Origin of the sequence: Streptomyces hirsutus, assembly GCF_001418415.1 — a bacterium.
Classification (GTDB): domain Bacteria; phylum Actinomycetota; class Actinomycetes; order Streptomycetales; family Streptomycetaceae; genus Streptomyces; species Streptomyces hirsutus.
In genome coordinates this window covers 23,363-36,176 of sequence record NZ_LIQT01000347.1, presented here as the reverse complement: position 1 = coordinate 36,176, position 12,814 = coordinate 23,363, and the positions used below count along the sequence as shown (strand labels likewise).

Here is a 12,814-nt window from a genome sequence, read left to right as displayed (position 1 = left end):
ACGCCACGTGAGACACCCTCTTAGCCTCGCGCTTTCATGAAGCGGGCTGTCCAACGGGCGGTCAGGTAAGCGAAAAATTCCTCTGACCAGCGAGAACGAGGATTGCTGAGGTCCTTGTTCCCGCCCCTGTCGGAGGCACTTTCCAGGTGAAACAGCCTATCGGGTCCGCGGCGGTGCCGCCCGACCCGTCCACCGGCAGATGCCCCATGCCGGTGGCCGTACGGTCACAGACGCCCGCGCGGCGGGGTTCCTCGTCGTCCCAGAAGGTGCCGTCGACGATGACGCAGTCCGCCTCGGCGGCGGCCCGGTGGAGGTGGTCGAGCCAGGCGGCCAGGGCGGGAGCGTAGAGCACGGACGCGCCCGTGGCCGGGTCGTACAGGCGCAGCGCGACGACCCACGCCTCGTCGTCCGGCAAACGGCCGCGTACCGCGGCCGTTTGCCGGACACCGGAAGGGCACTGATCCGCAGGCCCTCGCCGCCGTCCGCGGCACCCAGCGGGGCCGATCCCCGGACCGGCAGATCACGCCAGGCCACATCGGTGTACGGCGCCAGCACCGCGTCCAGGCGCAGCCGGTCCCGGACCGCCCGCCGGACCGGACCGGTCGCGAACACCTCCAGCCCGTCGTGCGCCTCGCGCAGCCGGGTGAGGCCCGTGGTGTGGTCGAGTTCGGCGTCGGTGAGAACCAGCCCGGCCACCGGGGTCTGCCGCCGCCCCGGGCCCGGGTGCAGAGCCGGGTACGCCTCGATCTGCTCCCCGAGGTCGGGCGTGGCGTTCACCAGGTGCCAGCGGCCCTCGCCGGCCCGGACGGCGAGCGAGGCATGACGACGGCGCCAGTGCGGGTGAGCGCGTGCCCCGGAGCATCCGGGGCACGCGCAGTTCCACTGGGGGATTCCGCCGCCCGCCGCAGTGCCGAGCACCTGCAGCAGCATGGCGGCGGGCTAACGGGTCGCGAGAGAGTAGGCGGTGACCTCGAGTGCGGTCTCGACGATCACGAACTCGGGTGTCTGCCAGCCGCTCTCCTCCACGGGACGCGGCGGGGCCTGCTCGATTCGCTCGGTGTGGTCGGCCATGAGGCGTACCTCGCTTTTCACTACGACGGCCGGGGCGGCCGTACCAAGGAGATCTCCCTTTCCGGAAGGGAGGCTCCAGACGTCGGAGAGAGCTCCCCGACGTCCCCTTGGAGTTTCGGCGGCGCCCCCGGGGGCGCGCCACCGGTGTTCACTCGATCGGAGTACAAGGAGCGCGCCCGCCTCGTGGCTCGCCCGGTCGGCGGGACCCGTGGGAGGCCCGGCATCGGACCCCGTTCGGTCACCCGTGAGCTGTGCCGTCGTCCAGGGTGTCGAAGAGCAGGTTGAGGCCCTCCCCCATGGTGGGGTGGGTGAAAACGGCGTCGCGGACCTGCTGGTAGGGCAGCCGGCCGAGCATGGCCATCTGCACGGCGGAGAGGACCTCCCCGGCGTGGTGGCCCAGCAGGGCGACGCCGAGGATCTGGTCCGTCCCGGCGTCGACGACGGCCTTCCAGGTGCCGGCCTTGTCGTGCAGGGTCTTGGCGCGCGGGATGGCGGCGACCGGGAGCCGGGCCACCTTCACGGCGTGTCCCTGCGCCCGGGCCTCGGTCTCCGTGAGTCCGATGCGGGCGAGTTCGGGGGTGGTGAAGACGGTGTAGGGCACGGTCCGGCCGCTGGTGACGGCGTCGCCGCCGGTGAGATTGGCCCGCAGGATGCGGAAGTCGTGCCAGGAGGCGTGGGTGAACTGCGGACTGCCGGCGACGTCCCCGGCGGCCCAGACATGGTCGGCGGTGGTGCGCAGGTGGTCGTCGACGGCGGCGAACCCGCGGTCGGTCAGCCGCACGCCCGCCGCTTCCAGCCCGAGGCCGGCGGTGACCGGTGTCCGGCCGGTGGCCACGAGCAGCTCCTGCCCGCAGACCTCGGAGCCGTCGTCGAGGGTGACGACGACGTCACCGCGGCCCTCCTCGCGGCGCACGGCACTCGCGCGCGCCCCGAGCCGCACGTCGACGCCCTGATCGGTGAGCACCCGGGCCACCTCGTCGGCGACGTCCCGGTCCTCACGCGGCAGCAGCTGGTCGCGGCCCTGCAGCAACGTCACGCGCGTGCCGAAGACGGCGAACATCGAGGCGAACTCGCAACCGACGTACCCTCCGCCGAGGATCAGCAGCGTCTCGGGCAGCCGCTCCAGGTGCAGGATCGTCTCCGAGTTCCACACCTGCGCGCCGGCGAGGCCGGGCAGGTCCGGCACGGCCGGGGTGGTCCCGGTGTTGATGACGACGTCCCGGCCGCGCACGGTCCGGGTGGCGCCGTCGGCGGTGGTGATCTCGGCGGTCCGTTTGCCTGTGAACCGGGCGGTCCCCAGGATGAAGTCCATGCCGGAGTCGGCGAACAGCTTCGTGTGGGCCTCCACCATCCCGCCCACCACGTCCTCCTTGTGCGCGCGGAGCGCTTCCAGGTCGATGGCGGGCTCGGAGCCGATCTCGATGCCCATCCGGGCGGCGTGGCGTGCGGTGAGCAGGGTGCGGGCCGAGCCGACGAGCGCCTTCGTGGGGATGCAGGCGACGTTGATGCACGTACCGCCGATCTTGTCCCGCTCCACCATGGCGACCTTCCAGCCCGCCTTGGCGCGGTCCATCGCCAGCGACTTCCCCGCCTTGCCGCCTCCGATCACCAGCAGGTCGACGTCCTGGACGTCCTTCTCACTCATGGGGCCTCCCTCTGATGATCGGCATGGCTTCTTCCGCGCGGCGACGCACAGAGTTACGCCGTCTCTGCGGAAGGAAGCCCGAAACGAGCCCGGTCCTTCTCGGGGACGAGGTCCAGGTATGTGTCGGTGTCCCGGGCGATGACCTTGCGAACGTAGGGGCAGTACGGCAGGACGGCGAGGTTGCGGCGCCGGGCGTCGTCGAGGGCCTCGGCGACCAGCTGCCCGGCCAGGCCCCGGCCGCCGAACTCGGGAAGGGTCTCGGTGTGGGTGAACGAGATGCTGCCGTCGGCGAGTTCGTAGACGGCGAAGCCCGCGAGACGGCCGTCGTCGTGGATCTCGTAGCGGTGCTCGGCGGGGTTGTCGCGGACGGTGGTGCTCATGTCAGGTCCTCCTGTGCGGTGGCCGCCCGGGGGGTGCGCGGTGCGGTGGCCATCTGGGGCGGGACGGGGTGACGGCTGACGATCGACACGCGGTTGAAAGCGTTCATGGTGAGGGCGACCCAGGCGACGGCGGAGATCTCCTCCGGCGTCAGGTATCGGGCCGCTTCGGCGTAGTCCTGGTCCTGGACGCGGGCGTCCGGCAGCACGGTGACGGACTCGGCGAGGGCGAGCGCGGCCTGTTCCCGGTCGGTGAACAGGCCGGCGTCGCGCCACGCGGGCAGGACGGCGAGGCGCTGCGTGGTCTCCCCCGGCGCAGGGCGACACGCACGTGCAGGTGCAGGCAGGAGGCACAGCCGTTGATCTGGGAGACACGGATGTTCACCAGTTCGACCAGGGTGCGGTCGAGTCCGGCCGCGCGGGCGGTCTCCCGTACCGCCTTCGCGGTCTCGAGCAGAGCCCGGTACGCCTGGGGGCTCTGCCGGTCGATCCACACCCGGTCCCCGGGCGGTGTCGTACTCATCGGTCCCCCGGGGTCCGCTGCCAGAAGGGGGCCGCGGCCGGGATGAGGGGGAGGGAGGACGCCACGCGGCCGAAACGGTCGTCCTGGCGGGCCCAGGAGGCGTAGGCGGCGTCGATCTCCTCGCGGTCGCGGCCGACGAAGTTCCACCACATGAGGATCGGCTCGGGGAAGGGCTCACCGCCGACGAGCATGACCCGGGTGGGCTCACGGACGTCCAGGGGGAGTTCGTCCCGTCCTTCGCCGAGGTAGCCGAGCCGACCAGGGGGCAGGGGCTGGTTGCGGACGGCGACGGCACCCTGGAGGACGACGAGCGCGTACTCCCAGTCGGGGCGCAGGGGGACCGTGGCCGGGGCCCGCAGGTCCAGTTCGACGCCGACGAGCGGGGTGTCGTGCCGGGCGGGGCTGCTCAGGCCGCCGAAGTCGCCGATCAGGACGGTCGCGGCGCCGGCCTGGCCGTCGAGGTCGGCCCGCGGCAGCTCCGCGTGGTGCTCGAACGCGGGTGCGCCGTGCCGGGTGCTGTCCGGGAGGGCGGTCCACATCTGGATGCCCTCCAGGGTGCCGCGGTAGTGGCCGGTGGCCTCCTCCGCGTGGGAGACGGCGCTGCCGGAGGTCATCAGGTTGAGCTGGCCCGGCTTGATGACCTGCTCGGAGCCGAGGCTGTCGCGGTGCAGGACCTGGCCGTCGGTCAGCCAGGTGACGGTCTGCAGGCCGATGTGGGGGTGCGGGCCGATGTCCAGGCCGCTGTTCTCGGTGACGTCGGCCGGCCCCATGTGGTCGGCGAAGCACCAGGCGCCCACCGTGCGCCGGCCCCGGCGGGGCAGGGCCCGGCGCACCCGGATCGCGCCGACGGTCGCCTCCCGGCTGTCGCTCACCTCCAGGCAGGGCGGTTCGGGATGGCCGGAGTCGGCCTGATCGGCGGGCGCGTCGGCCGTACTGACCGGTCCGCTCATCACAAGACCTCTTTCCTCGTGTGTCGGTGTCTTCTGGTGACCGGACCGCCAGGAGACGCGGCTTGCTTCCGGCGTGTCCGCGGGCGCTTGTGTCCACCATGACGTGCAGTCCACGGTGGAAGTACCCGCTTGAGCGTGCGGCAAAAGGCGACCCCCGTCGGCCGGCGGGGGTCGCTCGAATCCGCGACGGTCCGTCGGCCGCACCCCGTTGTGCGGCCGACGGACCGTCGCTGGTCCCCTCCTGGACAGGGGCCGGGTCAGGCGGTGGCGAGGCCGGCCTTGAGGCCGGACGTGATCTTGACGACGCGCTCGGCCTGGACCCGGGCGGCGGTGCGGGTGGTGTCGTCGACCGGGTTGTTGCCCTGGGCGTCGACGTGGGAGGTGCCGTAGGGGTTGCCGTCGGCGAACTTGGCGGGGTCGGTGTAGCCGGGGGCCACGACGATGCCGCCGAAGTGGTGGACGGAGTTGTAGAGCGCGAGCAGGGTGGACTCCTGGCCGCCGTGGGCGGTGGAACTGGCGGTGAAGCCGCTGTAGACCTTGTCGGCGAGCTTGCCCTGGGCCCACAGGCCGCCGAGGGTGTCGATGAACTGCTTGAGCTGCGAGGCGATGTTGCCGAAGCGGGTGGGGGACCCGAAGATCACGGCGTCGGCCCACTCGATGTCGGCCGGGGTGGCGACGGGGATGTCGGCGGTGGCGGTGGCGTTGGCGGCCCAGGCCGGGTTGGAGTCGATCGCGGCCTGCGGGGCCAGCTCGGCGGCCTTGAGCAGGCGGACCTCGGCGCCGGCCTTCTCCGCGGCCTGGGCGATCTCCTTACCGATCTCGGCGACGATGCCGGTGGAGGAGTAGTAGACGACGGCGAGCTTGGTCTGGGTGCGCACGGCTGCGGTCTCCGTTCGGTTGGTGTCGGGTGTGCGGTGACGGCTGAAGATGCCCATGACAGCTTTCGTTCCGGTGCTGAACACCCACTGACGAGTGTTGGTTGAACAGTAAACTATCGTGGGGCATCTGCGCTTCCAGGGGTGGGTGGCAAGTCAACGCATGATCGCAATGCAGGTCGGCTGGACCCCGCGTGCAGCCCGACTCGTCTGCCACTCTGCAGCCACCGTTCAGGGAACCGGTGCCGTCGGGATGGCCGAATCGCCGTCACTGACGGCCCGCAGCTCGCCCTCGTCGCTGCCGACACACACGCCTGAGGTGCGGTTTCGTTCAACGTGGCTGCGGGTCGGCAGGGTTGCCTCCCGTGAGGTGGAGTGAGGAGGGCGGGCGTCCTGACTTGCCGCTCGAGAACCGGCTCCCGATGGCGGGTATCGGAGGAATATTCCGGCGCAACGACTTTTTGCCAGGTGGCGGACCTCACGCCCCAGGTAGTTCAATGTTCAACTAAATGGGCTGCTGTCTCAAGTGCCTGAAGGCAGACAAATATCCGCAGAGCAATCCATTCGCATCGCCGGGTGAGCAGGGAGAAGGAACCATGCCGAACAGGACTGTGCGCCGGGCCGCCGTCGCGATCGCTTCTGCTGCCGTCGCGGCAGCCGGCCTTCTCGCCGGCGGCGGCTCCGCCTCGGCGGCGGCGTACCCGAGCGGCAGCCACTCGGGCGTCGCGTCCGCCGTCCGGATCTCTGACCATCACAACGGATACCGGCACAACCACAGCGGGGACCGGCACAGTTCATTCGATGGCCGGGGCGGCGACGGTCACGGCTACGGGAAGCGGGATCACGACGGTGGCCGCCACTGGATCCGGTACGACGACCGCGACGGTTACCAGGAGCGGATCGACGAAGGCCGTCGTCAGTGGGTCCTCGACCAGCTCCGCTGGGCCGAGGACCACGGACACGCCCGCCAGGGCAGCCTGCAGCACCACGACCGTTCACACGGCTGAGGACCGCGGGCACCGAGGCCGCCACTGCCTGGGCTGCCGTACGCCGGTGGGCAAGTGACGCGGCCTGAGCCGCACCCCGCGCGGAGGTTCCGCAGCCGCCGCTGTGGCTTCGTTCCCTTCTGTCCTCGTGAACAAAGCCACCTCTCGTCATCGGCGGCCGTGACCTCCACCACTGCGAGTCCCGGCTCCGCCACATGTGCGCCGTTGCGGGGCCGGTGGATCCGGCCCTTCACGTACCGCTCCACGGTGCGCTGCGAGATGCCGAGTGCGTCGGCCACCGCCCGGGTGCCCTTGAACTGCTTGACCAGATACCGCATCTGCGCGCCAGCTGCTGACGGAGTATGAGGAGAGTGGGGAGGAACCGCTGCTGTCGCTGGCCGCGACGGTTTTGGAGTCCGAGGAGCCCGAAGTACGGCGGTATCCGATGCTGCGCCATCATTTCAGGGCTTACAAGCCGCTGGGCAACGCGCTGGCTGTGCTGCGCAGTGCCGGTCTGGCTGCCCACCGACGACGAGAAGGTGCGGACCCACCGCTACCTCTACCGCGGCAACAAGATCCCCTCGCCCTGGCCCATTGGGACCACGATCGCAGCGGCCGTCCGAGAGGGCTTGTGGAGAGCCGGATGCCTGGAGAGCGGGCACGTCGGTTCGGGAGGCGGGCCGGGGAAGCCCACCGACGGCAACGTCGGCAAGGCGCCCCGGTCCGACCTCACCAACTGTCCGAGTACGCGGGCGACATGGCCCCGTGGCCATACCCTGATTCATGACACTCCCACTCCGGGTCGTGACGCGTGGATGTACTGGTCGGCCCAGGCGCTGATGATGTGGGCGGCTCGCTGTGCTTGTCCTCGGGCGGTCAGGAGGTGGTCTGCTCCGTCGAGCGCGACGAAACTTCGCGGGTGTCGTGCCTCGTAGAAGATCTCCCCGGCGTTGGCGATGTCGACGGTGTTGTCGGTAGGCGAATGCAGGACGAGTAGTGGTAGGCGCAACTCGCGTATCCCGGCGCGCAGGCTGGCATGGTGGACGTCGTCGACGAAGGCACGCTTGAGGACCAGGGTCCTTCCGCCGACGAACCACTCGTGCGACCCTTCACTGAGAACGCGGTCTATGATCGCGTCGTACTGTCCCTCGACGTGGCTGGGGTCGACAGGCGCCCCGATCGTGGCGACCGCGCGGACGCCGGTTGCCTCGGCCGCTGCGGCGATGGCGGCGGCGCCTCCCCACGAGTGCCCCACCAGCAGGTCTGCTGGAGTCCCTCGCTCCGCCATCAGAGTTGCTGCACGGACGGTGTCCTGGACCTTGATGGTGAAGGAACCGTCCCCCCAGTCGCCGTCGGAGTCTCCGATCCCGAGGTTGTCGTAGCGCAGCATTCCGATCCCCTCGCGTGCCAGTTGCTTGCTGACGCGCGAAGCGGCCGGCGAGTTCTTGCCGAGTGTGAATCCGTGGACGAAGATTCCCCAGCCCCGGATCTCGCCGTCTGGCAGGTCAATTACTCCGGCCAGTTCGGGGCCGACGATGCTCTTGAATCTCACTTCTTCAGTCATGTTGTGATCACCTCGGCATGGGCTGTTCGTGGGGTAGGGGAGGTGAGGGCGACACCGGCTGTTGCCACGCGCGGGCTCCGCGCAGGAGAGCGGTGAGCGCGGTGCCTGTCGCTGTCGGTGTGTCAGGCGGTCGGCTTCTGGACGGAGGTCGGCTTGATGGCGAGTAGCGCAGTGATCTCATCGGCGAGGTGCGGGCCGAGCTTGCCCCAGCCGTCCTTGTAGCCGTAGACGCCGGCCAGGGTGCGGGCGTCATAGTCGCCGTTCATGATCTCGATGTCGGTGGCTGTGATGAGTGCCGGGTGGGCGACGCCGATGGCCGACGAGACCTTCATCAGCTCCTTGCGCAGGGTGCGCAGGTAGGCAGCGGCCCGGGTGGCCTTCGAGGTCGGGTCGAGGCCGCGGACCAGCCACGGGTTCTGGGTGGCGACGCCGGTGGGGCACCTGTCGGTGTGGCACTTCTGCGCCTGGATGCAGCCGATCGACAGCATCGCCTCACGACCCACGTTGATCATGTCGGCACCCAGGGCGAAGGCGACCGCGGCGTTCTCGGGCAGGCCGAGCTTGCCGGAGCCGATGAAGGTCAGGTCGTCGGTCAGCCCCAGCTCGGCGAAGGCGCCATAGACCCGGGAGAAGCCCATCCGGAACGGCAGCGACACCGAGTCGGTGAAGATCAGCGGCGCCGCCCCGGTGCCGCCCTCGCCGCCGTCGATGGTCACGAAGTCGACACCACGGTCACCACGCGCCATCAGCGTGGCCAGCTCCTGCCAGAAGTCCATCTCTCCCACTGCGCTCTTAACTCCGACCGGCAGACCGGTCTCGGTGGCGAGCAGCTCGACGAAGTCGAGCATGGAGTCGACGTCGCTGAACGCGGTGTGCCGCGACGGGGAGGCGGCGTCCTTGCCGGGCGGGATGCCGCGGATCTCGGCGATCTCCGGGGTCACCTTCGCGCCCGGCAGCATCCCGCCCAGCCCTGGCTTGGCGCCCTGGGAGAGCTTGATCTCTATCGCCTTGACCGGGGCGCCGGCGACCACATCCTTGAGCTTGTCGAGGCTGAAGGTGCCGTCCTCGTTGCGGCAGCCGAAGTACGCCGTACCGATCTGAAGGACGAGGTCGCCGCCGTTGCGGTGGTACGGCGAGAGGCCGCCCTCGCCCGTATTCTGCATCGTGCCCGCCAGCGCCGCCCCTTTGTTGAGCGCCGTGATCGCCGCGCCGGAGAGCGATCCGAAGCTCATCGCCGAGATGTTCACCACGCTCGCCGGTCGGAACGCCTTGGCGCGCCCGCGCGGCCCGCCCAGCACCTTGGCTGAGGGCAGTGGGGCCTGCGGGTCCTGCGGGTCCTGCGCGTCGGGCAGCGTGTCGGCGAACGTGCGCTGCTTCAGGTAGGCGTGCCCCTGCACGTGCTCGACGTCGACGTCAGTTCCGAACCCGAAGTAGTTGTTCTCCTCCTTCGCCGACGCATAGATCCAGGTGCGCTGGTCACGGCTGAACGGGCGCTCCTCCTCATTGGTGGTCACGATGTACTGCCGCAGCTCCGGCCCGATCGTCTCCAACAGGTACCGGGCGTGCCCGATCACCGGGAAGTTCCGGAGCAGTGCGTGCTTCTTCTGGAAGAGGTCGCGGGCGGCCATCAGCGCCAATCCTGTTGCGGTGGCCGTGCCGATACTCCGGGCTTTCATGAACGTTCCTCTCCTCGATGCTCGACTCCACCGGCTATGCGGTGGACGTCGACGTGTCGTGTTGGGCGTTGGGCGACGGGCACGGCCCAGCGGGGGGAAGAAGGCGGGGATGCCGGCGCCGCCGTTCTCGCCCACGTAGGACGCGGCCATGCGGAAGATCTGGCCGGCGGCCAGCAGGATGCCGAGTCCCCCGTCGTCCACGCCGAGACGATCCGTAGCTGCGAGACGCTGGTGTGCAGCAGTGCGGTGATGAGAACACTGGGGATCCCGCTCAGGCCGAATCCGTCCACCACGAGCGATGCTCCTGAGCCGATGTCGGCGACTGCCTCCGCGGCAGAATCGACTGTGGCTCTGTGTGCGTTCGGGGCCCGGGATGGTGTCGGGCCCGGGCAGTGGGATCACTGGGCGGGTCCGGCATCGACGCGGTCCGCGTGGTCAACGGAAGACGCGGTCTGTCCGGCGATCACGGTGACCGTCCCCGAGGTGGTCTCCATGCGCGGCAGTGCTCACGGAGCGGGCAGCGGCAACGGCGGTGCTGTCGGCCGTGTTTCATGCTCTGTCTCCTGAAATTGCGGGCGCCCGGGCCGTGGCAGCGGTGGCTGCGGAACCTTCGCTTGGGGTGCGGGGGCGGCATTCGGTGTCNNGACACCGAATGCCGCCCCCGCCGTCCTGTGACACCCGCCCGCATACGCAGGGAGGTGGCTCGGACTGCGTCACTTGCCCACTGGCGTACGGCAGCCCGAGCGGTGGCGGTCTTGGCGACCGCGGCCCTCAGCGATGTGAACGGTCGTGGTGCTGCACGCTGCCCCAGTAGGCGTGTCCGTGGTCGCCGGCCCAGCGGTGCTGGTCGAGGACCCACTGACGACGACCGTCGTCGATCCGCGCCCGGTGACCGTCGCGGGCGTCGTACCGGATCCAGTAGCCACGGCCCTCGTGCCCCCGCTTCCAGTGACCGTGGCCCTCGTGACCCTGCTTCCAACCGCCGTGATCCCGCTTCCAGTGGCCACGACCATCGCTGCCCCGGCTGCCGAATGCGCTGTGCCGGTCCCCCCTGTGGTTGTGCCGGTCCCCCTTGTGGTGGTCAGCGGTTCGGACGGCGGAGACGACACCCGACTGGCTGCTGCTCGGGTACGTCGCAGCCGAGGCCGAGCCGCCGGTGGCGAGAAGCCCGGCTGCCGCGACGGCGGTCGAGGCGATCGCAACGGCGACTCGACGAAAAGTCCTGCTTGCCATGTTTTCCTCTCTTTCCCCACCCCACGACGCGAATGAGCGAGTTAGCGCATATTTGCCTCGCTAAGCACTGAAGACACTAGCCCAACTTGTTGAATGATGAACTATTTCTGGCGGTGAGGTGCACCACCTGGCGAAAAGTCGTTGCGCCGGAATATTTCTACGACCCCCCACTGTTGCAAGCCGGCCCTCGGACAGCAGTCGAGGATCCGCTCACCTCACGCCACCTCACGGGGAGCAACTCGGTGAATCCGCAACCACGTTGGACGACGCCACACCTCAGGCGCATGCGCCGGCAGCGGCGAGGGCGAGCAGCGAGGAGGAAGCCAACCCGGACCGCACGGAAGCGGTGCTGCGCGATTTCCGCGGCGTCCACACCAGCGAGGACCGCCCGGTCGACCCGGACCTGACCCTGCGGGGCGAACCTACCGACCACGATCTTCCGCCTGCCCTGCCCCGCCTCCGCACCCTGGAGACGTGGCTCGTCCTCACCCTCGACCGGGTACGGCAGCAGATCGCCACAACCGAACGCCGCGAGCAGGAGCGCCAGCGCGGCGAGCAGGCCCGACCGGCCACACCCGACTGGATCCTCAAAGGCGGCCTGAACCGCGACTCACCGCCTGTCGCCGTCCACGTCGGCGGCTGCCATATGGCAGGCAAACGCTGGAGAGGCGTACCCCGGGACGTTGCCCTGCGAGCACTGAGCGAAGGCATCGAGGCCTGCGGGCACTGCCCGGCCTGACGCTGAGCTCGGCTACCTGGATGGCTAGGCGCTGCGACGGGCAGAACGACGCCAGGTACTTCGCCGCGGCGGTAGAGATGGCCGGGGACTTACTCGGTCGGGTGAAGCCGCCGGGATCGGAGAACCTCTTGGGGTGTCGGCGCGTAGTGCCGTGCATGGAGCCGATCAACGAAGCACATGTGGTGGAGCCGGGGCTGGCCGTGGTGGAGATCGCGGCATGCGACGACCAGACGGCCTTCGCAGTCCAGGAGCTGTTCGCCACGCGGTGGGCGACCGCGGCGGCGGACCGTACGACCCGGGATCCGGGGCAGCCCGGAGTGCGGCTGCGCTGCTACCTGGACGTGCGCCAGACGCTCGGCTCATAGCACCGGGCTGGCCTTTCCTCGTGCCGGGCTGCTGCGGGGCTCCTAGGCTGGTGCTGCTCGGGGCTGGAGGTGTGTCATGCCCGCGAGCGTGTGGAATCTTTACAAGCCCCCGGTGGGGCCCAGCGGTTCCGTCCGCGTTCAGCGGCATCTCACCGCACTTCCGGCCCCGCCGCCACCTGATGACCGCCACCCGCTACCGAGCCGAGATGACCATCCGCTTCGCGATCTGGGATCAGGTCACCGGCGGGTCGTGTCCCTTCTCGTGGTGTGGCCGATCATCCGGCGGTCGGGCGTTGTCAACTTGGCTGATACGCCGAGTGCCTGGGACGATTCTCAAGTCCTTGGCCGTCGGGAGGGGCGTCGTGTCGCCATCGTACAAGGAGTACCGGTTCTCGGCGGAGGTCATCGCCCACTGCGTGTGGCTCTACCACCGTTTCCCGCTGAGCTACCGCGAGATCGAAGAGTTGATGCTCGCCCGGGGCGTGACCGTCTCGTACGAGACGATCCGGCAGTGGTGCGTGAAGTTCGGCCCGGTCTATGCACGCGAGCTGCGGCGGCGCCGACCCCGGGCCGGTGACACGTGGCATCTGGACGAGGTCTTCATCAAGGTCAACGGTGAGCGGCAGTACCTGTGGCGGGCGGTCGACCGGGACGGCAACGCCCTGGACATCCTCGTCCAGCGCCCCCGGGACGCCAAGGCCGCCAAGCGATTCCTCGCCAAGCTGATGAAGAAGCAGGGCCGGGTACCGCGGGTACTGATCACCGACAAGCTCCGCAGCTACGGCGTCGCCCACCGCGAGCTCATGCGGT

The 12,814-nt window shown here is 69.7% G+C and carries 14 protein-coding genes and 4 pseudogenes; 5 read left to right on the top strand and 13 right to left on the bottom strand.

Features of this window, described 5'->3' with window-relative positions; genetic code table 11:
• Nucleotides 1–61 precede the first annotated feature (61 nt).
• The 8 genes and pseudogenes from AOK11_RS46460 to wrbA form a co-directional block, all read right to left on the bottom strand.
• Nucleotides 62–415: an MBL fold metallo-hydrolase gene (locus tag AOK11_RS46460; RefSeq protein ID WP_338058945.1), complete on the bottom strand. Its 354-nt coding sequence runs from the start codon at nt 413–415 to the stop codon at nt 62–64.
• A gap of 71 nt (nt 416–486) precedes the next feature.
• Nucleotides 487–930 (bottom strand): annotated as a pseudogene (locus AOK11_RS46455) (MBL fold metallo-hydrolase); the annotation flags it as partial.
• Nucleotides 931–939: 9 nt separating this feature from the next.
• Nucleotides 940–1,071, bottom strand: a complete 132-nt coding sequence (gene pqqA / locus AOK11_RS25195) for a pyrroloquinoline quinone precursor peptide PqqA (protein WP_055596013.1) — start codon at nt 1,069–1,071, stop codon at nt 940–942.
• 238 nt (nt 1,072–1,309) lie between these two features.
• The gene (locus AOK11_RS25190; RefSeq protein WP_055596012.1) at nt 1,310–2,716 is read right to left on the bottom strand and encodes a dihydrolipoyl dehydrogenase family protein; all 1,407 of its coding nucleotides are present in this window, start codon (nt 2,714–2,716) and stop codon (nt 1,310–1,312) included.
• A 53-nt stretch (nt 2,717–2,769) separates the two neighbouring features.
• Complete coding sequence (locus tag AOK11_RS25185; protein WP_055596011.1) at nt 2,770–3,096, bottom strand: GNAT family N-acetyltransferase; 327 nt, start codon at nt 3,094–3,096, stop codon at nt 2,770–2,772.
• Nucleotides 3,093–3,616, bottom strand: a pseudogene (locus AOK11_RS25180) (carboxymuconolactone decarboxylase family protein). The gene AOK11_RS25185 and the pseudogene AOK11_RS25180 overlap by 4 nt, the downstream one beginning before the upstream one ends.
• Nucleotides 3,613–4,566: a pirin family protein gene (locus AOK11_RS25175; RefSeq protein ID WP_055596010.1), complete on the bottom strand. Its 954-nt coding sequence runs from the start codon at nt 4,564–4,566 to the stop codon at nt 3,613–3,615. Before AOK11_RS25175 ends, AOK11_RS25180 begins: the two are co-directional and overlap by 4 nt.
• A gap of 257 nt (nt 4,567–4,823) precedes the next feature.
• Nucleotides 4,824–5,444: an NAD(P)H:quinone oxidoreductase gene (wrbA, locus tag AOK11_RS25170; protein ID WP_055596018.1), complete on the bottom strand. Its 621-nt coding sequence runs from the start codon at nt 5,442–5,444 to the stop codon at nt 4,824–4,826.
• Between the two features lie 593 nt (nt 5,445–6,037).
• On the opposite strand from wrbA, the gene AOK11_RS25165 reads away from it, so the two are divergent.
• Nucleotides 6,038–6,448, top strand: a complete 411-nt coding sequence (locus tag AOK11_RS25165; RefSeq protein ID WP_157869446.1) for a hypothetical protein — start codon at nt 6,038–6,040, stop codon at nt 6,446–6,448.
• Here AOK11_RS25165 and AOK11_RS46240 read toward each other — a convergent pair.
• The 5 genes and pseudogenes from AOK11_RS46240 to AOK11_RS25150 all read right to left on the bottom strand — a co-directional run.
• A pseudogene (locus AOK11_RS46240) lies at nt 6,358–6,786 on the bottom strand (DUF6207 family protein); the annotation flags it as partial. The gene AOK11_RS25165 and the pseudogene AOK11_RS46240 overlap by 91 nt on opposite strands.
• Before the next feature lie 422 nt (nt 6,787–7,208).
• Complete coding sequence (locus AOK11_RS25160) at nt 7,209–7,991, bottom strand: alpha/beta hydrolase family protein (protein ID WP_055596008.1); 783 nt, start codon at nt 7,989–7,991, stop codon at nt 7,209–7,211.
• Between the two features lie 122 nt (nt 7,992–8,113).
• Nucleotides 8,114–9,667 (bottom strand): FMN-binding glutamate synthase family protein, encoded by a 1,554-nt coding sequence (locus AOK11_RS25155; RefSeq protein ID WP_055596007.1) that lies wholly within the window; start codon nt 9,665–9,667, stop codon nt 8,114–8,116.
• Nucleotides 9,664–9,957, bottom strand: a complete 294-nt coding sequence (locus AOK11_RS46450) for a hypothetical protein (protein WP_338058946.1) — start codon at nt 9,955–9,957, stop codon at nt 9,664–9,666. Before AOK11_RS46450 ends, AOK11_RS25155 begins: the two co-directional genes overlap by 4 nt.
• 481 nt (nt 9,958–10,438) lie before the next feature.
• On the bottom strand, nt 10,439–10,900 hold the full coding sequence (locus AOK11_RS25150) for a hypothetical protein (protein ID WP_055596006.1): 462 nt from the start codon (nt 10,898–10,900) through the stop codon (nt 10,439–10,441).
• Nucleotides 10,901–11,159: 259 nt separating this feature from the next.
• Here AOK11_RS25150 and AOK11_RS25145 point away from each other — a divergent pair, with 259 nt between their 5' ends.
• The 4 genes and pseudogenes from AOK11_RS25145 to AOK11_RS25135 all read left to right on the top strand — a co-directional run.
• Entirely contained in the window at nt 11,160–11,639 is a 480-nt protein-coding gene (locus AOK11_RS25145; protein WP_240497482.1) for a DUF6233 domain-containing protein, read from the top strand.
• A gap of 155 nt (nt 11,640–11,794) precedes the next feature.
• A complete protein-coding gene (locus AOK11_RS25140; protein ID WP_055596017.1) occupies nt 11,795–12,004 on the top strand; it encodes a DUF6207 family protein in 210 nt (69 codons plus the stop codon).
• Between the two features lie 108 nt (nt 12,005–12,112).
• Nucleotides 12,113–12,249 (top strand): annotated as a pseudogene (locus AOK11_RS45350) (IS6 family transposase); the annotation flags it as partial.
• 96 nt (nt 12,250–12,345) lie between these two features.
• A partial coding sequence (locus AOK11_RS25135) for an IS6 family transposase (protein WP_107098671.1) occupies nt 12,346–12,814 on the top strand: 469 nt, incomplete at its 3' end.